A 25,358-nucleotide genomic window follows, 5' to 3' on the forward strand; every position below is an offset into this window, starting at 1 on the left:
AGCAAAAAATAGTATTATTTTTCAATAATGCCAATATCCTTAGAATGTGCTATGGCATCGCTACTGTTATTAAAATAAAGATACTTAACGTTTAAGGACCTAACGTTCTTTAAAATGCTTTTTACCTTTTCTTTAGGTTTGTTGCCCGTTTGGCGTATATAAATTGCTTTGATGTTTTTAGGGAAAACCTTGCATATACGTTCATAAAGGTAGGGGTCTTTTTGTGAATCATCGCCCAACAATACATAATCGAGTTCCGGGTAAAAGGAAATGATATCTTTAATTTTCTCAAATTTGTGATCGTGACTTCCGCCTCCTGTGAAAAAGAAATCCCCGAGTCCAGTTTTGATTTTCTTTAATTTGACCACGGCTTTGGGCAATCTGTATTTATTGGCGATGGCAACTATGAACGAATAAAGGTTCCATTCGCTACTGGAAACATAAAAAAATGAATTAAAGGAATTATTATCCTTTAGTCCGGCCATACTTAATGCTTGGTAATGTGAAGGTACATCATCGAATATTTTTCGCTTATCAATATTTTGAGTCAACATCACATAAAGTTTTTTAAAGATATTGGAACTGTGCGATATCAAAAATGTATCGTCAATATCGGAAATAATTCCATATCTGCCAGTATGTGGTTTTAAGATTTCGCCATTGGTCACAATATTAAATTTACCATAATCGCATCTCACACTACAGGGATACCAGCCGCTTGTCAATGGTTTGTCAAAAGGGATTCTAAAATTAAAATAACCATCTTTCATTGTTTTGGTCGATACCGATTCACCTTGAAATTGAAGTGTGACCTTTTCATTGGATAGTGGTTTTACCGTAAACATTTTCAGTATGGAGAAGGCATGTTTAATGGCTCTCCTTTCAATGCTGTATTGGCTAGGTGCCCAAGATTTGAAAACATGTCCCGAGATTATTAATTCCTTGTTATTCATATAACCACGATAAATGCTTATATCCACCTTCATACGAACTGTTGCTGAAAAAATGATAAATTTATCATTAGGATAATATATTAAAATATAATGAAAGAGAATCTTCTATTAATCATAAACCCAACTGCAGGTTCTATTAATGTAAGTGAAGTAATGGACTTGGTTGATGAATGGTCCAATGAATCCAGATTCAATATTGAAACCTATAAAACTTCTGGAAAAAATGACGAAAAGAAGATTGAGAAATTACTACAGGACAAAGCATATGTACGAGTAGTTGCAGCTGGTGGTGATGGAACCATAAATATGGTAGCTTCCAAACTTTTGAACAAAGATATTGTATTGGGAATTTTAGCTTGTGGTTCCGCAAATGGACTGGCTACTTCTATGCAAATTCCAAAAAACTTGAACCAGCAATTTGATATCGCCTTGAATGGTGATCCTTTAACCATTGACAGTCTTTTTATCAATGATATATTTTGTGCCCATATCGCAGATGTTGGAATCAATGCTGAATTGATTTATAACTATGAAAAGTCAGGGGCTAGTGGAATGTGGGGGTATGCCGTTCAAAGCATTCCAACCTTGTTGAAATCCAACTACCCTTATAAATTCAAGATTTCCATTGAGGATAAGGTGATAGAAAGAGAAGGTGTACTGCTGGTTTTTTCCAATGCCAGAAAATATGGAACGGGAGCCATCGTAAATCCAGAGGGTAAGATTGATGATGGCAATTTTGAAGTGATTTTGTATAAAAAATTAGGTGTTCGTGAAGTTTTGGAAACCTTTCGAGGCAACAGTCTAAAAAAAGAGACTTCCATGGAAATGTATCAAGCCACGTCTGTATCGGTCGAATGCGAATCACCGATCGCCCTTCAGGTAGATGGTGAATTTATTGGCAAATACAATACTTTTTCGGTCCATATACAACCACAGAGTTTACAATTGGCCGTTCCCAAATCAGTCAGGTAAAGAAAACAGGTAATTAGAAAGGATGGAAAGCTTTTTGGGTTCACCTATCGTTAAAGGTATGATTCGTTTTAATTATGATGACCGATGCCTTGTTTCAATTGACTGATGATGAGATGCCGATTACCTATACCCATCATTCAACCCGACACCATCTTTGATCATGGGAAGTATTTTTTCCAACCTGCGCAGTTTGGTTTTTTCTTGTTTGGCCTCGGCAATGTACTCACAGAACTCTTTTTGTTTGTATGGAGTGAAATTTTCAAAGGAAGATTTTAAAACGGAATCACTGTCAAGTTTGGATTGTAGCAATTCGGGAATCTCTATCTCTTTGGTTTTCTCGGCTTTTATTTCCAATCCTTTTTTTTGATTTTCCAAGGCTTCGTTCATATAGGCCAGTACAGCCTTTTCGTTGACTTCTTCCAAATCGTGGAACTTCCAATGGCGCATCCCCTTGGTCTTGCCATCCTGTGCATTCTCCAAAACCTTTTTTGGATCCTTTAAAAATACACCATTAAAAAACCAAACACCGAAATAACTCTTGAACTTTCCAATGCCAAATACATTTTTGCCATCCAACGTATAAACAGGTATACTCCATTTAAAGTCCTCTACGGCTTCTGTTTTTAGGGCAATCTCTCGCAGTAGAGCAATGCCGCCCTTATACGGATGCTCGCTTTCGTAAAAAGACTCCAGTTTTTCGATTTTATCCACAACTATCTGATTTGACTAGCGGTAAGTTCGCAAATTTTGGCGATAACCAGCACAGCTTTTTCCATGCTTTCCAAGGGAACGTACTCGTATTTGCCATGGAAATTGTGCCCACCGGCAAAAATGTTGGGGCAGGGCAGTCCCATAAAACTGAGTTGGGAGCCATCGGTCCCTCCACGGATAGGTTTAATGATTGGTTCTATTTGGAGAGATTTCATAGCTTCTTCCGCTATTTCTACAATATGAAAGACCGGTTCCACCTTCTCTCTCATATTCTTATACTGGTCCTCAATGGTCAGGCTGATGAACTCTCCATATTTTTTGTTGAGTTTTTCCTTTATGTCGTTTAAAAGGTCTTTTCTGGCTTGAAAATGTACAGCATCGTGATCACGGATGATAAGTTCTATTTCTGCTTTTTCAATTTCCCCCTTGATTTTGTGAACATGGAAAAAACCTTCCCGACCCGTGGTGTGTTCGGGTACTTCGCTTGGGGGCAAATGGGTTAAATAGTCGTTGGCAATCCCAATGGCGTTTACCATTTTGTTCTTTGCATATCCGGGATGCACACTTTTTCCCGATACGGTAATCTTGGCCTTTGCGGCATTGAAGTTTTCATATTCCAGCTCGCCAACTTGGCTACCATCCATGGTGTAGGCCCATTCGGCGCCAAATTTTTCCACATCAAATTTGTGGGCACCGCGTCCAATTTCTTCATCGGGAGTAAAGGCAATCCTAATTTTTCCATGTTTGATCTCAGGATGTTGAATCAAGTATTCCATTGCAGTAATAATTTCGGCAATACCTGCTTTGTCATCAGCGCCCAAGAGAGTCGTGCCATCCGTGGTAATCAATGTCTGCCCTATGTAAGCCTTTAAATCTTCAAAATAATCCGGAGATAGAACAATGTTGTTCAACTTGTTGAGCACAATATCTTTCCCGTCATAATTTTCAATGATCTGTGGTTTTACATTTCTGCCCGAGAAATCCGGGGAAGTATCAAAATGAGACACAAATCCAATGGTAGGTACTTTTTTATCAGTATTGCTGGGCAAGGTTGCCATTATGTAGGCATTTTCGTCGATTGAGACCTCCTGCATACCGATTTGGTGCAGTTCCATCACTAATTTTTTCGCTAGGTCCCATTGTTTTTCTGTACTTGGAGTGGTCTTGGAATAGGGGGCGCTCTGTGTGTCAGTGGTCACGTAATCTAAAAATCGGGACAATAACTTTTCCATGGTCGGGTGTCGAGTTTCATCAAAAATAAGGCTTATTCAAACGTAATTTTGCAAATCAAGGGCATTAATAAGTATCTTTCACGAACCATTAAAATCAACTTCACTTGAAACCGCTGGTATATTTTCTTTTTTTGATATCTGGATTTTACGGAACCGCCCAGATGGATTGTATTTTAGGTGTTGGCGGTAGGGATAACGAGACCATTACCAAAGTTTTTGAGCTCACTGAAGAGCAAAAGGACAACTTGAAAAATTGGAGTGCCGAACTAAAGATCAGGAACGATATTTTTAAGGAACGGGCAGAGTACCTAATGAAACAAAACGAGGATAGCTCGCCCGAAGTTCTGATTGAAGTGTCCAAAAAGTACCAATCCTTTATCGATAGCATGGCAAAAAATGTCCATATGATGGATAAAAGACTGCTGGAAAGTTTCACCCAAACACAATATGATAGGTATTTGAAGCTGTGCAACCAAATGACCCTGCGCCCCATCTATGTAAATAGGTCTGTTGACGAAAATTGACCGAAATGTTAAGAACTGTTTTAAGAGTTTTTATTTTTGTCCAAAATCCATTCTGAATGTACAAAATCCTTATTCGTCCGGTACTTTTTTTGTTTGACCCAGAAGCCGTGCACCACTTTACTTTTAGGGCTATAAAGTTTTTTTCAAGATTGGGTTTGGGCAGTATTTTTCGAAAGATTTTTGTTGTTGATGACCCGAGATTGAAACGGGAAGTATTTGGAGTGAGATTTAAGAATCCAGTTGGTTTGGCCGCTGGTTTTGATAAAGATGCCAAATTGTACAACGAGTTTTCGGATTTTGGGTTTGGATTTGTGGAAATCGGAACTGTAACTCCGAAACCACAGCCGGGGAACCCTAAAAAAAGATTATTCAGATTAAAGGATGATAAGGCCATTATAAATAGAATGGGGTTCAACAACAAAGGGGTTTTTGAGGCTGTTGAGCAGTTGAAGAAAGGGCACCGTGTAATTGTTGGAGGTAATATTGGAAAGAACAAAGTAACAGCTAACGAGGACGCATTGAAGGATTATCTCATCTGTTTTGAAGCTTTGTTTGATCATGTGGACTATTTTGTGGTAAATGTGAGTTCACCCAATACGCCAGGCCTAAGAGAGTTACAGGATAGGGAGCCGTTGACCAATTTGCTCAAAAAGCTAAAAAGTCAGAATAAAAAACTGGCCAAGAGCACGTCCAAGAAAGAGAAACCGATATTATTGAAGATTGCCCCTGATTTAACGGACGACCAACTGTTGGACATCATCGAAATTGTTGCCGACACAAAAATTGATGGTGTAATTGCCACAAACACTACTATTGCGCGAAACGATTTAAAATCACATCTTACCTTATCTGAAGAAACTGGAGGATTAAGCGGTAAACCCTTAACTAATAGGAGTACAGAGGTAATCCGATTTTTGGCCGATAACAGTAGAAAAGCATTTCCGATTATTGGGGTGGGAGGTATTCATTCAGAAGCCGATGCATTGGAAAAATTGGAGGCAGGCGCGGATTTGGTTCAACTTTATACCGGTTTTATTTACGAGGGCCCTGCACTTATCAAAAAAATCAACAAAGCCATTTTGGAGAAAATGGGTTAAGAAAATATGTACGGTTTGCTACTATTTCTGGAAACCATCAATACCCCTATATTGATTGGCTTTTTAGTCTCATCTTTGGTACTCGCCATTTCGCCGGGACCTGATAATATTTTTGTACTTACCCAAAGTATCAGTAACGGCACAAAATCTGGTTTGGCCACTGTTTTTGGATTGGTTTCGGGCTGTTTGGTGCATACCACACTGTTGGCTTTTGGGGTGTCCGAAATCATTAAACAAAGCGATACCTTGTTTTTTGTCATCAAATTGTTTGGTGCCATATATTTATTGTATTTGGCCTATCAAGTTTATCGTAGCGATGCTTCAATTCTTTTGGATAACAAAAACAAAACTGTTAAATCACCCCGAAAACTTTTTTGGACTGGGTTCACCATGAATGTGCTCAACCCCAAGGTCACTATCTTTTTTTTGGCATTTTTTCCTGGTTTTTTGTTCAGTGACAGTCTCAGTACCGTTGTTCAATTTTATATTTTGGGATTGCTTTTTATGCTTTCTGCCCTTATTGTTTTCGGTACAATTGCAGTTTTGGCGGGTAAAATCACCAAGTATCTTTCGCGTCATCAAAAAACAGGATTCTATTTAAAATGGGTGCAGATAGTTGTTTTTGTGGGGATTGCTCTTTATCTATTTCTGTCGGAGAAATAAGTGCTATTTTTACGGGAGACTATGCAAAAAGTTAAACTCATAGAATGTCCAAGGGATGCCATGCAGGGTATCAAAACCTTTATCCCCACGGATGAAAAGGTAAAGTATATCCAATCCTTGTTGGGTTGCGGTTTTGATACGATTGACTTTGGAAGTTTTGTATCCCCCAAGGCTATACCGCAGATGCAGGATACAGCAGAGGTTTTGGCAAAGTTGGATTTGTCACGCACTCGAAGTAAACTTTTGGCTATAGTGGCAAATGTACGAGGCGCTCAAGATGCATGCGAACACAAAGCAATCGATTATCTAGGTTTTCCTTTTTCCATTTCCGAAAACTTTCAGATGCGGAATACCCACAAGACCATCGATCAATCGGTGGAAACGTTAAAGGGAATCTTGGAACTGGCAGATGCAAACAATAAAGAAGTGGTCACCTATATTTCCATGGGGTTTGGGAATCCCTACGGAGATCCTTGGAACGTGGAGATAGTGGGGGAGTGGACCGAAAAACTGGCCGAAATGGGAACCAGAATACTATCATTGTCGGATACCATTGGCAGTTCTACATCCGAGGTCATAGATTATTTGTTTTCCAACTTAATCCCCAAATATCCAGATATTGAATTCGGGGCCCATTTGCACACAACGCCCACAAAATGGCACGAAAAGGTGGATGCGGCCTATAAAGCCGGTTGCCGCCGTTTTGATGGAGCTGTGCAAGGTTTTGGCGGTTGCCCAATGGCCAAGGACGAATTGACGGGCAATATGCCCACCGAAAAAATGCTCTCCTATTTTACCACGGAAAAAGCCGATTCAGGTGTCAACTGGATGGTTTTTGAAGCTGCCTACAATAAGGCTACGGAATTGTTCTCTGTGTACCATTAAACCTTTTCAGAATAGATAAAATCACTCTTCATTTATTTAGATTGAGTCTAAATTGATATATTTGATGCTTCCAACGATTCACCTTTATGAAGTACAACGGACTATTGCCCAATTTACCCAAAGAACTGCGTGTTTTTATTGCAACTTTCGTGATTGTTCTCTCAGTGGGATATTTCACAGGATTGCTTTTTATCCAAGAAACCGAGTCGACAACCCCAGTTGGGATTGAAGAAAATTACTTGGGCAATGAAGAGGATGAAGATGCCGAGGTGATGAAATTTAAAAAAGGAAATCGGGAAATGTTGACGGTCGTTCACACACACGTGCTATCCATGTCCCTTATATTTTTTCTATTGGGTATATTGGTTTGGCTTACAAAGGCAACAAAGAAACTAAAGCTATTTTTGACCCTAGAACCATTTCTTTCCATTGTTCTAACCTTCGGTGGTATCTATGTGATGTGGTCCGGAGTCAGCTGGTTTAGGTACATCGTTGTTTTTTCCGGAATTTTGATGACCGTTACCTATACGGGCTCGGCAATTTTGGTGCTTTGGCAATGTTTATTCCCGAACAAATTCAAAATATCAGGTATCAGTTCTCGATGAATTGATAGTCGATTTCATCATGACTTAATAACTCTACCCCTTGCTTTTCAAAGCACAATAAGCTTAATAGTTCGCTGACCTCTTCCTTGTTTACCAAGATGATGAAGTGCTTTTTGCCCACGGAGATTGGAATTTTACGTTGATGGCTCCAGTTTTTCAAGTGTTTTTCCCAATAGGGAATATCCAGTTGCTCAATGTGTTCCCTTAAAGCGTCGAGCTCCCATTCATACAACTCAAAACAGAGGTTGTTGTATAATAATTGAAATAATTTGGTGTGGTCACAGAAAGTCAATACACCATTTTTCGACCGGTTCATTACATTCAAAAATCTGCACATAAAAAAGGTTTGAACCCTAAAGGTAACAATTATATAGAATGATTCTAAATAATTGAACAAATTTCTGGGAGTCGGAAAAAATGTAATCCAGGCACAGCGAGGTAATCCAATAAATTAGTGGTATATTTGCACGCAATTAATCCGTAATTGCAATGGAAGCTCACCAGAACAAAATTGTTGGAGAAGGACTTACGTACGACGACGTTCTTCTTGTGCCGGCATACTCCGAAGTACTTCCCCGAGAAGTAAATATTCAATCAAAATTTACAAAGAACATCACCATAAATGTGCCCATTGTTTCCGCAGCGATGGATACAGTGACCGAATCCCGTATGGCCATAGCCATGGCAAGGGAAGGCGGTATTGGTGTGCTTCACAAAAACATGACCATTGAGCAACAGGCACTTAAGGTCAGAAAAGTAAAGCGGGCAGAGAGTGGAATGATCATGGATCCTGTCACTCTGCCATTGGAATCCGTGGTGCGCGATGCCAAAGCAAGCATGAGAGAGCATAGTATCGGTGGAATTCCCATTGTGGACAGCAACAAAAAGCTGATTGGTATTGTGACCAATCGCGATCTTCGTTTTGAGAAAAATGACGATAGGCCCATTGCGGATGTAATGACGTCCGAAAATTTGGTGACTGTCGCCGAGGGTACTTCACTTCAACAGGCAGAAGTGATCCTGCAAGAGAACAAAATTGAAAAGCTTCCAGTAATAAACGACAATGACGAGCTTATAGGCCTCATTACCTTTAGGGATATTACAAAACTTACCCAAAAACCCATAGCCAATAAGGACCAGTACGGACGATTGCGCGTAGCTGCTGCCATCGGCGTTACTGCAGATGCCGTAGACCGCGCAGGAGCATTGGTGAAATCGGGTGTGGATGCCATCATTATAGATACTGCTCACGGACACACCAAAGGTGTTGTCAGTATCTTAAAAGAGGTCAAGAAATCCTTTCCGGAATTGGAAGTTGTGGTAGGTAACATTGCCACGGCCGAGGCTGCCAAATATTTGGTGGAAGCTGGTGCTGATGCCGTAAAAGTAGGTATTGGACCTGGTTCTATTTGTACCACTCGAGTGGTTGCCGGTGTGGGTTTTCCACAGTTCTCAGCAGTTTTGGAGGTTTCTGCGGCATTAAAAGGTACGGGAGTCCCTGTTATTGCAGATGGGGGAATCCGGTACACTGGTGATATTCCAAAAGCCTTGGCCGCTGGAGCCGATACCGTAATGTTAGGGTCATTATTGGCCGGGACCAAGGAGTCACCTGGAGAGACCATTATTTATGAAGGTCGTAAGTTCAAATCCTACCGTGGAATGGGTTCTGTTGAGGCTATGAAGCAAGGTAGTAAGGACCGTTATTTCCAAGATGTTGAGGACGATATCAAAAAATTGGTTCCCGAAGGTATTGTTGGGCGTGTGCCTTACAAAGGCGAGTTGGTGGAAAGTATGCATCAATTTATTGGAGGACTACGTGCCGGTATGGGCTATTGTGGAGCCAAGGATATTGAGACCTTAAAAAACAATGCGCAATTTGTGAAGATAACATCCAGCGGAATTCACGAGAGCCATCCGCATAATGTTACGATTACGAAAGAAAGTCCGAACTATAGCAGATAAGAAATAAGGCCAAAGTGGCTGGGGAATTTTATTTCCCAGCATAGCTTTGCCAGTCCTTGTCCTTGTAGATGTTCTCGCCAAAATATTTGGCAATCTGCATAAAGGGTTCCACTTGTTGATAACCAGGAACGGGAGACAGCATATTTAGAGATTCATCCAAGAAAACAACGGTCGGATAGCTCATTTTTCCTTGCAAAAGTGCCGCTGCCAGCTCGTGGTAGCCTCTTCTTCCCGAGGGGACGTACTTAAAAGTCTTGCCTTGATATACAATTGGTTCTTTACCTTCAGCGTCCATTTTTACCATATAGAAGTTGTCCTGCATGTATTTGGATACTTCGGGGTTTTGAAAAGTGTTTTGATCCATTTTTTTGCACCATCCGCACCAGTCCGTATAAACATCCACAAATATTTTTTTGGGTTTGGCATCCGTTTTGGAAAGTTCAACAGCTTCCTCCCAGGAAATCCAATTAATATCTTGGGCTTGTACATTTAAGCCCGAGAATACTAGAAAAAGTAAGCAGATTTGGGTAAAAATTGAGCGCATAGTCTTGGTTTTTTTGACGTAATCGTCATCATATCAATACAAAGCTAACGAAAATTGTGCCAAAAAAGTATTGCCTTTAACAGTCTAATAATGCTTTGTGGGTTATTTTACAGTTTGCTTTTTTGATGGTTCAAAAAGCTCCTTCACATCAACTTGATTGTTCAAGATGTCATCAAAAGTCTCCCTTTTTCTAATTAAATGCGCTTTTCCTTGATACCACAGTACCTCTGCAGGCCTATATCTGGAGTTGTAATTGCTGGCCATGGTGAAGCAATAGGCACCTGCATTTTTAAAGCAAAGGATATCCCCTTCGGATATTTCATTGATTCTTCGATTGCTTCCAAAGGTATCCGTTTCACAAATGTACCCCACTACGGAGTAATAACGCTCCCTGCCTTTTGGATTGGAGATATTTACAATTTGATGAGTAGACCCGTACAACATGGGGCGAATCAAATGGTTGAAACCTGAATCGATACTGGCAAAAACGGTAGAGGTGGTTTGTTTTACCACGTTTACTTTGGCCAAAAAGAAGCCAGCTTCACTAACCAAGAATTTCCCCGGTTCGAAAGCAAGGGTAAGTTCTCTGCCGTATTCTTTGCAGAACTCATTGAATCTTTTGGTCAATTTTTTGCCCAACTCATCCACATTGGTCTGTATATCACCTTCTTTATATGGAACTTTAAAACCGCTGCCAAAGTCGATAAACTCTAAGTCCTTGAAGTTTTTTGCAGTTTCAAAAAGAATTTCTGAAGCGTAGAGGAATACATCAATATCCAAAATATCACTACCTGTGTGCATGTGGATACCGTTGATATTCATGTTGGTCAACTCCACAATACGCAATAAGTGTGGAATCTGATGTACGCTGATTCCAAATTTGGAATCGATATGTCCCACGGAGATGTTGGAATTTCCTCCCGCCATCACATGAGGGTTGATACGGATACAAACGGGAATGTCAGGATGCTTACTTCCAAACTGTTCCAAAATAGAAAGGTTGTCAATATTCACTTGAACCCCAAGCGCTGCGGCTTCCTCAATCTCTTCCAAAGAAACCCCGTTAGGGGTGAAAATGATAGATTCCGGCTTAAAACCGGCCAAAAGCCCCAATTTTACTTCTTGTATGGATACCGTATCCAGACCACTTCCAAGGCTGTTCAACAATCGTAGGATGCTAACATTCGACAAAGCCTTGGCCGCATAGTTCAGCTTTAGATTGGGTACGCCCTTAAAAGCATTGGTGAGCTTTTTGTATTGTGATGTGATCTTATCGGCATCATAAACATATAGCGGTGCGCCAAATTGCTCGGTTAGCTGAAGTAAGTCCTTAGAATTCATATTGTACGGTATTTTGAGCAAAACTATATTTTGTTGTTTATACACGCAAGAAATAAAACATTTTTATCAAAATATAACAAGTTGTTTGATTTAAAACAACTATAGGTTTTATGGAGTTGCGGGTTTAGGTTTTCATCTGTATTTTTAGGCAAATCGCAATAATGAAACTACCCTTATTCCCATTACAGTCGGTATTTTATCCGGGAGAAACGGTGCCGCTACATATTTTTGAAGACCGTTACAAACAATTGATAAACGATTGTAGAAGAGAGGCCATGACCTTTGGTGTTCCGGTTTATATCAACAATTCTATTTCCTATGGCACCGAGGTGCAATTGGTAGAAGTCGTGAACACATATGATACCGGTGAGATGGATGTCGTTTGCGTGGCGCGTCAAGTTTTTAAGGTACTGAGCTTTGAAAAGCAGATGGAAGGTAAGCTTTATGGTGGCGGTGAGGTCGAGTTTTTGGATGTCGAGAACGATGCCGACGAAAACTTAAGGGATGAGGTGCTTCAAAAAGTGGAGGAACTATACGATATTATGGATGTGCCATTTGCAAAAACATCGCCAAAACAATTCAACAGTTATTCGTTGGCCCACAAAATGGGTCTCTCCTTTGAGCAAGAATATGAATTATTACTGATGACCAAAGAAACGGACCGCTTGAATTTTATCAAGGCCCATTTAGAAACAACGACCCATGTTCTCAATAAGGTGAATCGAACCAAAGAGGTGATTGAAATGAACGGGCATTTCAAAAATTTTGATCCTTTGGACTTTCAAGATTTTAAGTTGTAGTGATTCCATGGAACAAAAGATGCAATTTATAGGTGCTTATCTTTAATTAATCATTTAACATCTTCAATTTGTCAGCGGTGTTTTCTATTTTTGTCTTCAAACAAAAGTAAATTCACAGATGAATCTTCACGAATATCAAGGAAAAGAGATTTTAGCGAGTTTTGGAGTTAGAATCCAGAGAGGGATAGTTGCCCACAACGCCAAGGAAGCGGTAGATGCCGCAAAACAACTTACTGAAGAAACCGGAACCGGATGGCACGTAATCAAAGCGCAAGTACATGCTGGTGGCCGAGGTAAGGGTGGTGGTGTAAAACTAGCCAAAAACTTGAAGGAAGTAGAAGAGTTGGCAGGTAACATTATAGGAATGAACTTGGTTACCCCACAAACGTCTGCCGAAGGTAAAAAAGTACACCAAGTTTTGGTGGCCGAGGATGTTTACTATCCTGGTGACAGCGAAACCAGCGAATTTTATATGTCCGTTCTTCTAAATAGAGGTACGGGAAGAAACATGATCATGTATTCTACCGAAGGAGGTATGGATATTGAAGAAGTGGCCGAAAAAACACCACATTTGATTTTTACTGAAGAGGTGGACCCGGGATTGGGCCTATTGCCTTTCCAAGCAAGAAGAATCGCTTTCAATCTTGGACTTTCCGGAACTGCATTCAAAGAAATGGTAAAATTTGTGATGTCTTTGTACAAGGCGTATGTTGAGAGTGATTCCAGTCTTTTTGAGATCAACCCGGTTTTGAAGACTTCCGATGATAAAATTATGGCAGTTGATGCCAAGGTGACCATAGACGATAACGCACTTTACAGAAGAAAGACTTATGCAGAAATGCGTGACCTTCGGGAAGAAAACCCAATCGAGGTTGAAGCTCGTGAAGTTGGTCTTAACTATGTTGATTTGGATGGTAATGTAGGTTGTATGGTAAACGGTGCCGGATTGGCAATGGCCACTATGGACTTAATAAAAATGGCCGGTGGTGAACCTGCCAACTTCTTGGATGTTGGAGGTACCGCGGATGCCAAAAGGGTAGAGGAAGCCTTCCGTATTATTCTTAAGGATACGAACGTAAAAGCAATATTGATCAATATCTTCGGAGGAATCGTTCGTTGTGATCGTGTTGCCCAAGGTGTTGTGGATGCCTATAAAAATATGGGAGATGCCATCCAAGTGCCAATTATTGTAAGATTGCAAGGAACCAATGCCGAGTTGGCGAAGGAAATTATCGATAACTCTGGCTTGGCGGTACATTCAGCTGTACAATTTAAAGAAGCTGCAGATAAGGTAGAGGAAGTGTTGAGCTAGTTCTACCACTTTAAAAATGGAAAAGGGCAACGTTTTATTAACGTTGCCCTTTTTTTATTCCACAATGTATCCGTCATAAATTTTAGTGCTTTTCTAGACTGTTAACAGTATTCCCTACGTATTCAATGTGTTCCTTATCATCCTTTGAGTTCTTTATAAAGAAAGGGGTTCATTCACTAATATTGTTGCAGAGGTAACTACATTAAACATTTGTTAAATCGTTAAAGAGTGTAACAATTATGTTTTTTTATCGTCTTATTTTTGAGGTGTCATTAAAAAGGGAGTTTAATCAACCCTAAATATTGACACATTGTTAATCATCAATTTTAATCAAAAAACAAAAATCATGAGAAAATTTAAAACTGGTACAGTAGCATTGGTATTTTTTGCAACTATGAGTGCTTTTGCAACAAAGGGAAAGAAAGCTACAAACGACAACAACCTTTCCGGTCAGATTTATGAAATGTTGAAGGACAATCAATTTAATGCCGACCAGAATGAGTTGACAGCAGAAGTGAAGTTCATCGTTAACGAAAAAGGTGAATTGATCGTACTTTCTGTAGAGACAAAAGATGAAGTTTTGGAAGGTTTCGTAAAAAGTCGATTGAACTATAAAAAAGTGCAATTGGACAACGTTGCTCCCGGTAGAGTTTACGAAATCCCAGTAAGAATTACCGCTTAATAAACGGGAATTGTTTGAGTTAGTTAGAAAAAGCCCTGAATTTCAGGGCTTTTTTGTGTACTAAAATGAGCTGTTTTGGAGTTATCTATTTAGGACTCCAAACCAAAACCTTAATTTATGGGTAGTTATGAGGAAAAACTGAGCATTCTCTCCGAGTTGATCGCCTTTGCAAGGGTAGATCATTCCCTGAAACAATCGGAATATGATTTTTTACTTAAAGTAGCCCATAGTCTGGAGATGGATAAAGATGTTCTCGATAGTCTCCTCAAACAAAAATCTCCCAAAATTCGATTAAAAACCCAAGCAGAACGGATTGTACAGTTCCATAGGCTTATGCTTTTGATGAACATAGATCAGGAACAACATAAAAAGGAGATTGATACACTTTATAATATTGGGTTGAAAATGGGCTTGCCTCCATCTGCCATAAGTCAGGTGTTGGAGGTTATGCATCGCTACCCGGACAATATTGTTCCACCCGATGTGCTTATAAATATCTTTAAGGCATATTATAACTAATGTCAAATTGGCATCTTTTCTAATTTATTTCATGTCAAATAGGCATGTGTTTTCTGTTGGTATAAGTTTTGTCTTATACATGGTGATTTGAATGTTTAACTAAAAATTGAATCGCCATGAGTATAGTAAAAAGAAATAACCTGTTTTTTCCATCCTTGATGAACGATTTTGTAAGTCCTGACTGGTTCGGCGGAACTGAAAAGTGGAATACATCGGTTCCCGCAGTAAACATAAAGGACAATACAGAAGGATATGAATTGGAACTTGCCGTTCCAGGTATGAAAAAAGATGATTTTAAAGTTGAGATTGACAATGATGTCTTGACCATTTCCAGTGAAATGAAAACTGAGAATGAAGAGAGCAATGATAATTATACAAGAAAGGAATTCTCATATTCTTCATTTAAAAGAGCCTTTACATTGCCTGAGACCGTAGACGGTTCCAAAATCGACGCTAAGTACGAGGACGGAGTGTTGAAATTGACATTGCCCAAAAAACAAGAGGCTTTGCCAAAACCAAAAAGATTGATAGAGATTGCATAAGACATTAGAACACCAACTATAGGTGTTTCATGATGGTTGGATTAGTTGGTTAGTTGAGGAGCGCTCCTGCATATGCGGGGGCGCTTTTTTTGTTTTTTAAAATAATTAATAAAAAAAATCTTACATTTAAAGTAAGTTTAACCATTAACTATTTAATTATGAAAAATTTTATTAAGACTACAATTATCAGATTGTTTTATGTGAGCTGTATTGTCCTCACACTAAGTTCATGTGCAAAAGAGGAGACACCTGCTTTTGAAAATCAAAATCTTGAAACTTTAGAGGTGGATAATCCGGTTATTATGGATGGGGAAGGTTTAAATAATAAATCTTCATCTTCTACTACAGCTAAGACCACATGTGATATATTAGGGACTACTACCCCACAAGCTGGAAATCAATATTCCTTTACTTATTCCTCAAATATTTCAAATCCTACGGTTACATGGACCGTTGAGAGTGGAGCTATCACACTGATAAGTAGTTCGGGCAATTCTGCTACTTTCCAATTTGCTTCTAACTTTAATGGGGGAAGTATAAAAGCATACGGGACCAATGGCTCTCTTGAATGCTCTGATATACAGTCTTTCAAGCGTGTTCCGAGTATTAGCTGTCCTGGTCAATCTTGTTTGGGTATTTCACATGTAGAAGGATGTATTGATTTCCTTGCCTATTTACATTGCGCTAACAATGTGGTATCGGTCGACTGGGAATATACCATTGGACCCTATAATCATGTATCGTTCGGCAGCACAAATAACCCCAATGGTAATTATACGATACCGCAGGCATTATATCTTCCTACAAATAATTGGAGCAATTATGATCTATGGATTTATGCTTATATAACATTGTCCGATGGCAGTACTTGTACTATATCTAAAAAAACAGTTCTGACGAATTGTGGCCCTGGTGGAGGAAATCAATAATTAAATAGAAAATGGCCCGCAATTATAATTACGGGCCATTTTCTATTCCTTTTCCTGAAGCATTTTTATCTCGTCCCTTAGTTTGGCGGCTTGCATAAAATCGAGCTCTTTGGCCGCTTTTTCCATGGCTTTTCGCTTCTCCCTGATTAATTTTTCCTTTTGATCTTCAGTTATATATTTTAAATCAGGTTCGGCAGCTCTCAATTCTTCCTTTTGAAAGTGGTAGGTGGATACGGAATTTTTGGCTAATGCGCTATCCAGGTTTTTCTTTAATGCTGTTGGGGTGATGTTATTCTCCTTGTTGTACGTCATCTGCTTGTCCCGACGGTAATTGGTTTCGTCAATGGTCTTTTGCATGCTTTCGGTGATTTTGTCCGCATACATTATGGCCTTTCCGTTTAAGTTACGCGCGGCTCGGCCCACGGTCTGTGTCAGGGAACGGTTACTGCGTAAAAAACCTTCCTTATCTGCATCCAAAATGGCCACCAGGGATACTTCTGGTAAATCCAAACCTTCACGTAAGAGGTTTACACCTATCAGCACATCAAAAAGCCCTTTTCGTAAATCCTGCATGATTTCAACTCGCTCCAGTGTATCCACATCACTATGGATATAGCGACAACGGACATCTATCCGTGTTAGATATTTGGTAAGTTCCTCCGCCATTCGTTTGGTCAGGGTGGTGACCAATGTACGCTCATCCAGTTCTACCCGTTGCTGAATCTCCTCTACCAAATCATCGATTTGGTTTTCACTGGGCCTAACTTCGATAATGGGGTCCAATAATCCAGTTGGACGGATAATCTGTTCCACATAAACCCCTTCACTGAGTTCCAGTTCGTAATCTGCCGGTGTGGCACTTACATAAAGCACTTGGTTTTGAAGTGCTTCAAACTCTTCAAATTTTAAAGGACGGTTATCCATGGCCGCAGGCAAACGGAAACCATATTCCACCAAATTTTCTTTTCTGGAACGGTCTCCGCCGTACATGGCGTGCACTTGGGGTATGGTCACGTGGCTTTCATCTATGACCATCAAATAGTCATCTGGAAAATAATCCAACAAGCAGAAGGGCCGCGTTCCTGGTTTTCTCCCATCCAAATACCTGGAGTAATTCTCGATTCCGGAACAATATCCCAGTTCTCGAATCATTTCAAGGTCGAAATTAGTACGTTCTTCCAAACGTTTGGCTTCCAGAGGTCGCCCTATTTCTTTGAAGTAATCTATCTGCTTCACAAGGTCGTCCTGTATCTCCTTAATGGCATTCTGGAGTACATCGGGAGAGGTAACGAACATGTTTGCCGGGTAGATGTTCAGAGTATCATAAACCTCGATTACATTATTATTGTATGGGTCCAATGCTTCGATTTCTTCGATTTCATCACCAAAAAAATGGATACGGAACGCATGGTCTGCATATCCGGGGAATACATCCACTACATCTCCCTTTACCCTAAAGTTCCCGTTTCTAAAATCAGCGGTGGTTCGGGCATATAGGCTTTGCACCAACTGCTTTAAAAACTTGGTTCTTGAAATGACCTGGTCCCTATGAATGGTAATGACGTTTTTCTGGAACTCTATTGGATTACCGATACCGTACAGACAGGAAACCGAAGCGACTACAAGCACATCACGCCTTCCGGATAGAAGGGATGAAGTGGTGCTCAATCTCAACTTTTCGATATCCTCGTTAATGGAAAGGTCTTTTTCAATGTAAAGTCCGCTCGTGGGGATATAGGCCTCTGGCTGATAATAATCGTAGTAGGATACAAAATATTCCACCGCATTGTTGGGAAAAAATTGCTTGAACTCCGAATACAATTGTGCCGCCAGGGTCTTGTTGTGGGCCAATACCAAGGTAGGTTTCTGAACAGATTCCACCACATTGGCAACGGTAAATGTTTTTCCGGACCCGGTAACCCCGAGCAAGGTTTGATGTTGAGCCTTGGATTCAATTCCCTCTACCAATTGTCGTATGGCCTCGGGCTGATCGCCCGTTGGCTTAAAGTCGGAAACTACCTGAAATTTCATAAAGTAAAAATACTAAAGGTAGCCACCAAATAGAAGCAAAGCTCTAATATTCTTAGTTGATGTTGTTACAAATCGCGTTTCTTCAACAAGGCGTAGGATAAATAGATGAAAATGGCCGTCCAGATAATGACTATGAAGAACTCGTACCAATACACATGGTAGTCGAACTTCATATCCTCTCCAATCTGTTGTCCAATATTTTGTACCGCAGAGAGTCTTGTAAAGGGTTCTTTGATCAAATTGGACATGGATTCCAACGGAAAGAAGCGTTTTACTGCTTTAGCGGCTTCCCAACTCATCACTTTCCATCCCAACAAGCCAAATACCACTTGCTCAAATATGGTCCATAGGATGAGGAAACCGAGTGCAAAGGCAGAGCGTTTCACCAAAATCCCCAAGAAAAGACAGAATGAGAAGAATCCGACCAACTTGATAAAGAAAGCGGGCAAAAACTCCAAATCAGAGAATATAATGGACATTTCATTGTAGTCCGAATATGCCAAACCAAGAATCATGGAGACCACGAAAACAAATATGGTGGATATCAGTGCAAAGGATATTACCGTAAGAACTTTGGAAGTAATGAATTCCTTTTTAGATAATCCGTCTATCAAATTTTGTTTTATGGTCTTGTTGCTGTATTCGTTGGACATCATGGAAACGATAACAATGGCCAAAAACAGTTTAAACAATGCAGTGACAAAGGTGTTGAAGTGCCAAATGTATGGGAAGTTAAATATGCCTTGGTCGGCAAGATGGAACTCTACCGGGCCAATATCAAACTTAATGGCTGCAATGAGGGCAATGGAAGTCAGGAGCACAAAATAGGAGATAATAAGTACCTTGCTGGCCCTATTGTTCCACAGTTTTATAAATTCTATTTGTAGGAGACGTAACATTCGTTTTTTTGATTATTGGTTCTTGGTCAGGGTTAAAAATTGTTCCTCAAGGCTTTCTTTTCGCTTTACAAGATGGGATAGGGTAATCCCTTTTTCAAACAACATTTTGTTCAAACTTTCGGCATCCATTTCCTCTTTTAAATAAGCAGTCAGCGTTCCATTGAAGTTTTCTATTTTGCCAAAACTGGCACTTTTTTCCAATAGGGTTTGCAATTGGTCCAAGTCGGTAGACCTTAATTCAAAAAAACCATGACTTGCCAACATGCTGTCTACCGGACCGGAGTAGAGGTTTTCCCCTTTTCTAAGGATGATAACATGGGAACATACCTTTTCCACCTCGTCCAATAAGTGCGATGCCAATAAAATGGTGGTACCCTGGTTAGCTATAGTTTTGATGATTTCCCTGATTTGATGTATTCCCTGAGGGTCCAAGCCATTGGTGGGCTCGTCCAAAATCAATATTTCAGGGTCGTTGAGCAGGGCCGATGCAATAGCCATACGTTGTTTCATCCCCAAAGAATACGTCTTGAACTTACTGTTGCGACGGTCCCACAGCCCGACCAGCTCCAGTTTTTCCTGAATTTTTGTTTCTGGTACATCCTTTATTTTGCATACCAACCTTAAGTTTTGAATAGCATTCATGTACGGATAAAAATTGGGGCGTTCAATAATGGCCCCCACTTTTTTTAGGGCATCATGGGTAGTTGTTGAACCGTCGAACCAACTAAATTCTCCAGAAGTACGGTTTACAACGTTCAAAATAATGCCCAATGTGGTCGATTTACCACTTCCATTGGGTCCCAAAATGCCATAAACGTTCCCCTTTTCAATGGTAAAGGAGAGGTCGTTGACTGCGGTGAGATAACCAAATTTTTTGGTAAGATGGCTTACGGTAAGTATTGTTTCCAAAAGATGCTATCGTTTTTTGAATGGTTTATACTAACTTGACGAAGTATATTACAATTTGTTACAAATAATCGAATACAATGTCGGAAGAAAAGTTGATGTCGAAAAAGAAACCTGCCTATCCCATAAGCAAGGAGCTTGATGAATATTTGAAATATTACAACCGAAAAATAGAGATTCCCATCCATTATGATGACCTTCTCCGGTTCTCGGGAAGTGTTGCCGTGTATGATGCCAATGATGAGGATACCCTATGGGTACGGGTTTTTTATCCAGAGTTTGATCGGGATGAAATCGATTTGGCCCTAAAGCGGGTCTATTCCAATTTTGTTTCCGATGGTAGCGATAAGATTTTCCAATATTTGAACGTGGACTATGTGGATTATTGCACATTTGGGAACTCTAAACCCTTCAGGATCAAGGTTCGGAATATTCTGAACGATAACTACACCTTGTTCTATGTAAAAAAAACCGATGCTTCCCGTGTGTATGGATTGGAGTTGGAGCATATGTTGTCGCCGTACAACCTCAATTTTGTCATTTATCAAAATACATTGATCGAGGAGCATATTGTAGGTATTCCCGGTGATGTGTTCTTCAAAAAAAACCTGCCCGAATGCTCAGAATTTGATAAAGCGCAGATTGCCAAGGAATTCGTAAAGTTCAATGAACGTTGTATGATTAGGTTGTTGGGCGATATGCGCTCGTACAACTATGTGATTGTGCCCACACACGATTTTGATAGTGTGAACTACAAGATAAGGGCCATCGATTTTGACCAGCAATGTTATGAAGGAAAAATAAAAGTGTACCGGCCACAATTTTTTAAGGAGAACAAAGTAATGGTGGATTTGGTTCAGAGCAAATTGACGGTCGACTCTGTGAATCAATATATTGTGGAAGAACGCTCCATAATCGCCAAAAGAATATTGAGCTGGGGTAGAAGGCTCAAGCGACTGTTGGATGTGTGCGAAGTTGATACCATTGCTCCGCCGGAAAACACCGAAATGTTAAAAACGCAGCTATTGGACCTAACTGGAGATATTAACTTCCGAGACAGCAAAACCATGGGCGAAGTGTTGATACATGCCCTGGATTTTGTGAAGCGTAACTACGAAGACGTAAGTATGCGACAGATTATAGAAAAAAAATTCTAGCTCTTTTGCTCTTTGTTGAAATACACTAGATAGTAGTACATCTGGCGTTCCTCGTCCCAACCTTTTTCCACAAATTTTTCTGCGGATTCCGGGTTGATGAAATCCATTTTTATCTGGATGTTGGTGTCCAGATTGATGACATTCTTGATTTTTTTACGGGCATCGCTCACAGCTTTGTTCGCGATATCAAAATTGGAAACATCCTCAATGCTATATTTTGGACCTTTCTCAACCTTGTAGTGCTTGAATTCCGGTATGAGTTCAGGGTTTTCCATCACCTCGTTCAAGAATGAGGTCTCCTCAAAATTATCGTTTTTGGCAAAGTGGTTCACTGCACGGTTCATGAACAAGACCTCTTGTTGCTTGTCCTCGGCCGGTAATACCACATCCTTGGCGAAGTTTTGGCAGAACTTCAGGTAATTCTTGGTGTAGAAGTTGTCATCGGTCAATGGCAGCACTCCCAAAAAGTTTTCCAGCCAGTATTTGGCATCATAACGGTTGCTATCTACGGAAAGAACTTTAAATCCTTCTTCTTTGTTGATGTTGAAAACGATGCATCCCTTGTCAAGCTTATTGATGTTGATACCTTGTCGAATCAAGATCTCCAAGTTGTGCTCATTTTCTTCAAATTGAAGGAAATCGTGCTTTAACTCACTTTTAAAAATACCAACGGCATCCGTTTTTTGATTATCTATCACCATATCCGAAAAATGGACCACGTATACCTCACCGCTTTTTATATGTGGGTGGTTGGATTGCTCAAAAAGATAAGTGGTAATCTTTTTGGAAAGCCTGTGGTTGTCAGATGGATTTTCAAAAATACCAGTTACCGCCGCATGCACCTCATTGAACTCCAAATCTACATCGTGACCAAATTTGTAGTAATTTTCCTCTTTTTCCCTAAACGGTTTAAAAAAGTATTCCTTTAAAAGTCCTGCCATTTCATCGTTCAGCGAAAAAGGTTCTGCGGATAAAAAGGCAGACTCATTTTTACTTTTGTTGCCAACACGATGAAGTGAAATACTTTCAATTTGGGCGTTATATAGGTTTAGCATGTTAAGATTAAATGTTAATGGTTAAAACTTGGTCAAGAGTTAGGTTAGTTCCAGTTTTCATCAAAGTCCATGTCGTCGTAGCTGTCCAAAAGGTCGTCATAGTTTCCGTCTTCCTCCTCATTGGAGTCTGCTTCGAACTTTTTTTCCGGCGGGGCATCCGGTAGTTCACCAAAGGTGAACAATACATTTGGGTATATTCTCCCATCTTCTTTTTCAACAATATCTGCAAGTTCCACAAAAAACGTCCACATGCTAAAAAAGTCGTAAACATAAATCAACTTCGGATTATTTTCGGTCATCACATCATCCAAAGTAGTTTCGTTCATCAACCGGATATCGGAACCGTTCTCGCTCATATCAAAAAGAGCAATTTCCTCATCTTGGTTCCATTCCTCATCACAAGTATAAAAAGAGGCCATTTCACTTCCCTCAAAACCAAAAGCTTGTGTTATGGCATTGTGAAAATCCTCCAAGGTATTTTGGTCTTCAATTTCGATATCTCGAAAGATATCTTCCTCAGCATCAAGTATTATCCTGATTTTATAAATCATCCATCAAATTTTAGAGTGGGCACAAAGGTACAATAAATAGACCTTATTTGGAGAACCTGTGCAGGGTAAAAGTCATGGCTGCTAAAAGGAAAAATGCACCTATTTGATGTGCGATTCCCAGCCACAGCGGCACGGCGTAAACCAAAGTGAGCACACCCAATACAAATTGCGTAAAAACCAAGGCCAACAATACTTGTAATCCTTTTTCTTGAAGTGTAGTCCTCTGAATTTTACGGGTTCTGTACCAAATCAAAGCTATTGCACCAACTACAATATATGCCAAATATCGATGGACAAACTGTACGCCGCTCTTACCTTCATAAAAGTTTTTGATCACGGGTTGCTGTTCAATATAAACGGTTTCATGAATCAACTTGCCATCGCTCATCAGCGGCCAATGGTTGTGGATGAATCCTGCATCCAAACCGGCAACAAAAGCACCCCAGATAATTTGAAGCAACAAAAGCACAAGTCCGACCCTGATCAAGTTCCGGATTTTCAGATTGATTTCTTTCTTGTAGGGGTAAATGAGGTCTAGTGCCACCCACAGGCTATAAGCAAAGGTGAGAAAGGCCGTCGTTAAGTGTGCGGCCAACCTAAAGTGGGATACATCCGGACGGTCCACAAGCCCGCTTTTTACCATGTACCAACCGAGAAACCCTTGAAACCCACCTAAAAAGAGCAGGACCAGACATTTTTTTACGGTCGGACTGTCCAATTTCTTCTTGAATAAAAAATACAGGAACGGAATGATGAACACAATCCCTATAAACCTTCCAATAACCCTGTGAAGCCACTCCCAAAAATAGATGTCCTTGAATTCCTCAATTCCAAAATGATAGTTGAGCTTTTGGTACTCAGGATATTGTTTGTACAGGTCAAAGGCTTCCTGCCATTCTTGCTCATTCATTGGGGGAATGGTACCGTGAATCAATTTATAGTCGGATATGGAAAGCCCAGAATGGGTAAGGCGAGTAATACCGCCTACCAAAACCATTACAAAAATGAGAAAACACCCAGTTAACAACCAATACACTACATATTTGCTCTTTTTCATTCGGAGTGGACTTTTAGGTTCAATTTTTTGCCTTTTTCCAACATAAACTGGTAGGCGGCCTCATATTCGTTCGGAATTTCGCCTTCCAAAATCGCTTCTTTGATGGCATCTTTGATGATGCCGATTTCCTTGGAAGGTTTCAAGTTGAAGGTCTTCATGATCTCCTCACCGGAAACAGGGGGCTGAAAGTTCCGAACGTGGTCACGCTCTTCTACTTCCACTATTTTTTGGCGTACAATCTTAAAATTGTTCTTGTATTTTTCTTGTTTGCGAGGATTTTTTGTTGTGATGTCCGCCTCACAAAGTGTCATAAGGTCTTCCACAAAATCTCCGGCATCAAAAACCAACCGCCGAACCGCGGAATCCGTGACGTGATCTTCGGACAAAATAATGGGTCTTGAACTCATCAATACCATTTTTTGAACGAATTTCATTTTCTCGTTCAAAGGCAACCGCAACCTCTTGAAGAGTTTGTACACCATTTTTGCCCCTACAAATTCATGGGCATGGAAGGTCCAACCGATTTTTTTATGGAATTTTTTGGTGGGTGCCTTGCCGATATCGTGAAGCAATGCCGCCCATCGCAACCAGAGGTTGTCCGTGGTTTCGGAAATATTGTCCACGACCTCCAAGGTGTGCCAAAAATTATCTTTATGACGTTGACCTTCTATCTCTTCTATACCTTGTAAAGCGGTAAGCTCTGGCAATATTAAAGGTAGAAGCTCAGTTTTGTGCATCAACGAAAATCCTATGGACGGTTTGGAACTCATCAATATTTTGTTGAGTTCGTCCACGATACGTTCCTTGGAAACAATTTTGATACGGTCTTTGTTCTCGGTAATGGCCTGAAGCGATTGTAGCTCAATGGTAAAATGCAGTTGTGTTGCAAACCGAATGGCACGCATCATCCGTAGCGGGTCGTCGGAATAGGTAATGCCCGGCTCCAAAGGGGTTCGAATGATTTGCCTATCCAAGTCCGCTAAACCATCAAACGGGTCTAAAAGTTCTCCAAAATTGGATTGGTTAAGGGCCAGGGCCATCGCGTTTATGGTGAAATCGCGGCGGTTTTGGTCGTCTTCCAAAGTGCCATCTTCCACAATGGGTTTTCGGCTATCTCGATTGTAGCTTTCTTTTCTGGCACCTACAAACTCAAGCTCTAAATCTTTATGCTTGATCATCGCGGTTCCAAAATTCTTGAATACGGATATTTCTGGTTTGCCCTTAAGTTTCGAGGCTACTTTTTTGGCAAGTGCTATTCCGCTTCCAACAGCGACCACATCAATATCTTTTGGCGTATTTCTTTTTAAGAAATAATCGCGAACAAAACCACCGATAACGTAGGAGTCCACGCCCAGTTCGTCTGAAGCTTCGCCGATAAGTTTAAAAATAGGATGTTGTATTGCCGCTGTATGGAATTCCTTCGCCATTG

At 40.3% G+C, this 25,358-nt stretch carries 27 protein-coding genes; 14 read left to right on the forward strand and 13 right to left on the reverse strand.

Annotated features, from left to right (window positions below):
• Positions 1–14 precede the first annotated feature (14 nt).
• On the reverse strand, positions 15–953 hold the full coding sequence (locus K1F36_RS10785; protein ID WP_313790069.1) for an App1 family protein: 939 nt from the start codon (positions 951–953) through the stop codon (positions 15–17).
• A 90-nt stretch (positions 954–1,043) separates the two neighbouring features.
• Here K1F36_RS10785 and K1F36_RS10790 point away from each other — a divergent pair, with 90 nt between their 5' ends.
• The gene (locus tag K1F36_RS10790) at positions 1,044–1,925 is read left to right on the forward strand and encodes a diacylglycerol/lipid kinase family protein (RefSeq protein WP_220113824.1); all 882 of its coding nucleotides are present in this window, start codon (positions 1,044–1,046) and stop codon (positions 1,923–1,925) included.
• A 120-nt stretch (positions 1,926–2,045) separates the two neighbouring features.
• On the opposite strand, the gene K1F36_RS10795 is transcribed toward K1F36_RS10790, so the two are convergent.
• Together K1F36_RS10795 and pepT are read right to left on the reverse strand one after the other, a co-directional pair.
• Positions 2,046–2,636, reverse strand: a complete 591-nt coding sequence (locus K1F36_RS10795) for a YdeI/OmpD-associated family protein (protein ID WP_220113825.1) — start codon at positions 2,634–2,636, stop codon at positions 2,046–2,048.
• Between the two features lie 2 nt (positions 2,637–2,638).
• Entirely contained in the window at positions 2,639–3,868 is a 1,230-nt protein-coding gene (gene pepT, locus K1F36_RS10800; RefSeq protein ID WP_220113826.1) for a peptidase T, read from the reverse strand.
• A 104-nt stretch (positions 3,869–3,972) separates the two neighbouring features.
• Between pepT and K1F36_RS10805 the strand changes: the two genes are divergently transcribed.
• The 5 genes from K1F36_RS10805 (at position 3,973) to K1F36_RS10825 (ending at position 7,642) form a co-directional block, all read left to right on the forward strand.
• Positions 3,973–4,392, forward strand: a complete 420-nt coding sequence (locus K1F36_RS10805; protein WP_220113827.1) for a hypothetical protein — start codon at positions 3,973–3,975, stop codon at positions 4,390–4,392.
• A 56-nt stretch (positions 4,393–4,448) separates the two neighbouring features.
• On the forward strand, positions 4,449–5,489 hold the full coding sequence (locus K1F36_RS10810; RefSeq protein ID WP_220113828.1) for a quinone-dependent dihydroorotate dehydrogenase: 1,041 nt from the start codon (positions 4,449–4,451) through the stop codon (positions 5,487–5,489).
• 6 nt (positions 5,490–5,495) lie between these two features.
• A complete protein-coding gene (locus K1F36_RS10815; protein WP_220113829.1) occupies positions 5,496–6,152 on the forward strand; it encodes a LysE family translocator in 657 nt (218 codons plus the stop codon).
• 21 nt (positions 6,153–6,173) lie between these two features.
• Positions 6,174–7,037, forward strand: a complete 864-nt coding sequence (locus tag K1F36_RS10820; protein WP_220113830.1) for a hydroxymethylglutaryl-CoA lyase — start codon at positions 6,174–6,176, stop codon at positions 7,035–7,037.
• A gap of 86 nt (positions 7,038–7,123) precedes the next feature.
• A complete protein-coding gene (locus tag K1F36_RS10825) occupies positions 7,124–7,642 on the forward strand; it encodes a hypothetical protein (RefSeq protein ID WP_220113831.1) in 519 nt (172 codons plus the stop codon).
• Here the strand turns inward: K1F36_RS10825 and K1F36_RS10830 are convergent.
• A complete protein-coding gene (locus tag K1F36_RS10830; protein WP_220113832.1) occupies positions 7,629–7,979 on the reverse strand; it encodes a DUF6686 family protein in 351 nt (116 codons plus the stop codon). The two genes, K1F36_RS10825 and K1F36_RS10830, sit on opposite strands and share 14 nt — an antisense overlap.
• A gap of 152 nt (positions 7,980–8,131) precedes the next feature.
• Here K1F36_RS10830 and guaB point away from each other — a divergent pair, with 152 nt between their 5' ends.
• Complete coding sequence (gene guaB, locus K1F36_RS10835; RefSeq protein WP_220113833.1) at positions 8,132–9,604, forward strand: IMP dehydrogenase; 1,473 nt, start codon at positions 8,132–8,134, stop codon at positions 9,602–9,604.
• Positions 9,605–9,632: 28 nt separating this feature from the next.
• Here guaB and K1F36_RS10840 read toward each other — a convergent pair whose 3' ends face one another.
• Together K1F36_RS10840 and lysA are read right to left on the reverse strand one after the other, a co-directional pair.
• Positions 9,633–10,148: a thioredoxin family protein gene (locus tag K1F36_RS10840; RefSeq protein WP_220113834.1), complete on the reverse strand. Its 516-nt coding sequence runs from the start codon at positions 10,146–10,148 to the stop codon at positions 9,633–9,635.
• A 102-nt stretch (positions 10,149–10,250) separates the two neighbouring features.
• The gene (gene lysA, locus K1F36_RS10845) at positions 10,251–11,489 is read right to left on the reverse strand and encodes a diaminopimelate decarboxylase (protein ID WP_220113835.1); all 1,239 of its coding nucleotides are present in this window, start codon (positions 11,487–11,489) and stop codon (positions 10,251–10,253) included.
• Between the two features lie 161 nt (positions 11,490–11,650).
• Between lysA and K1F36_RS10850 the strand changes: the two genes are divergently transcribed.
• The 6 genes from K1F36_RS10850 (at position 11,651) to K1F36_RS10875 (ending at position 16,273) form a co-directional block, all read left to right on the forward strand.
• Positions 11,651–12,289: an LON peptidase substrate-binding domain-containing protein gene (locus K1F36_RS10850; RefSeq protein WP_220113836.1), complete on the forward strand. Its 639-nt coding sequence runs from the start codon at positions 11,651–11,653 to the stop codon at positions 12,287–12,289.
• Positions 12,290–12,407: 118 nt separating this feature from the next.
• Positions 12,408–13,601 (forward strand): ADP-forming succinate--CoA ligase subunit beta, encoded by a 1,194-nt coding sequence (gene sucC / locus K1F36_RS10855; RefSeq protein WP_220113837.1) that lies wholly within the window; start codon positions 12,408–12,410, stop codon positions 13,599–13,601.
• A gap of 346 nt (positions 13,602–13,947) precedes the next feature.
• Complete coding sequence (locus tag K1F36_RS10860; RefSeq protein WP_220113838.1) at positions 13,948–14,283, forward strand: hypothetical protein; 336 nt, start codon at positions 13,948–13,950, stop codon at positions 14,281–14,283.
• 117 nt (positions 14,284–14,400) lie between these two features.
• Entirely contained in the window at positions 14,401–14,802 is a 402-nt protein-coding gene (locus K1F36_RS10865; protein ID WP_220113839.1) for a TerB family tellurite resistance protein, read from the forward strand.
• 116 nt (positions 14,803–14,918) lie between these two features.
• Positions 14,919–15,344, forward strand: coding sequence for an Hsp20/alpha crystallin family protein (locus K1F36_RS10870; RefSeq protein ID WP_176620542.1), 426 nt, complete (start codon positions 14,919–14,921; stop codon positions 15,342–15,344).
• A gap of 158 nt (positions 15,345–15,502) precedes the next feature.
• Positions 15,503–16,273 (forward strand): hypothetical protein, encoded by a 771-nt coding sequence (locus K1F36_RS10875; RefSeq protein WP_220113840.1) that lies wholly within the window; start codon positions 15,503–15,505, stop codon positions 16,271–16,273.
• 42 nt (positions 16,274–16,315) lie between these two features.
• Here the strand turns inward: K1F36_RS10875 and uvrB are convergent, their stop codons facing one another.
• The 3 genes from uvrB to K1F36_RS10890 all read right to left on the reverse strand — a co-directional run bounded on the left by uvrB (position 16,316) and on the right by K1F36_RS10890 (position 20,112).
• Positions 16,316–18,304 (reverse strand): excinuclease ABC subunit UvrB, encoded by a 1,989-nt coding sequence (uvrB, locus tag K1F36_RS10880; protein WP_220113841.1) that lies wholly within the window; start codon positions 18,302–18,304, stop codon positions 16,316–16,318.
• Between the two features lie 65 nt (positions 18,305–18,369).
• The gene (locus K1F36_RS10885) at positions 18,370–19,203 is read right to left on the reverse strand and encodes an ABC transporter permease (protein WP_176620540.1); all 834 of its coding nucleotides are present in this window, start codon (positions 19,201–19,203) and stop codon (positions 18,370–18,372) included.
• Positions 19,204–19,215: 12 nt separating this feature from the next.
• Positions 19,216–20,112 (reverse strand): ABC transporter ATP-binding protein, encoded by an 897-nt coding sequence (locus tag K1F36_RS10890; protein WP_220113842.1) that lies wholly within the window; start codon positions 20,110–20,112, stop codon positions 19,216–19,218.
• Positions 20,113–20,189: 77 nt separating this feature from the next.
• On the opposite strand from K1F36_RS10890, the gene K1F36_RS10895 reads away from it, so the two are divergent.
• The gene (locus tag K1F36_RS10895) at positions 20,190–21,266 is read left to right on the forward strand and encodes a hypothetical protein (RefSeq protein WP_220113843.1); all 1,077 of its coding nucleotides are present in this window, start codon (positions 20,190–20,192) and stop codon (positions 21,264–21,266) included.
• On the opposite strand, the gene K1F36_RS10900 is transcribed toward K1F36_RS10895, so the two are convergent.
• The 4 genes from K1F36_RS10900 to K1F36_RS10915 are packed head-to-tail and all read right to left on the reverse strand — an operon-like array spanning position 21,263 to position 25,356.
• Positions 21,263–22,321, reverse strand: coding sequence for a nucleoid-associated protein (locus tag K1F36_RS10900; protein WP_220113844.1), 1,059 nt, complete (start codon positions 22,319–22,321; stop codon positions 21,263–21,265). The two genes, K1F36_RS10895 and K1F36_RS10900, sit on opposite strands and share 4 nt — an antisense overlap.
• 44 nt (positions 22,322–22,365) lie before the next feature.
• Positions 22,366–22,872, reverse strand: a complete 507-nt coding sequence (locus K1F36_RS10905; protein WP_220113845.1) for a plasmid pRiA4b ORF-3 family protein — start codon at positions 22,870–22,872, stop codon at positions 22,366–22,368.
• 43 nt (positions 22,873–22,915) lie between these two features.
• Positions 22,916–23,929 (reverse strand): COX15/CtaA family protein, encoded by a 1,014-nt coding sequence (locus tag K1F36_RS10910; protein ID WP_220113846.1) that lies wholly within the window; start codon positions 23,927–23,929, stop codon positions 22,916–22,918.
• A complete protein-coding gene (locus K1F36_RS10915) occupies positions 23,926–25,356 on the reverse strand; it encodes a CCA tRNA nucleotidyltransferase (RefSeq protein WP_220113847.1) in 1,431 nt (476 codons plus the stop codon). The genes K1F36_RS10910 and K1F36_RS10915 overlap by 4 nt, the downstream gene beginning before the upstream one ends.
• Positions 25,357–25,358 lie beyond the last annotated feature (2 nt).

This window comes from Flagellimonas abyssi, assembly GCF_019457905.1.
In the GTDB taxonomy this organism is placed as follows: Bacteria; Bacteroidota; Bacteroidia; order Flavobacteriales; family Flavobacteriaceae; genus Flagellimonas; species Flagellimonas abyssi.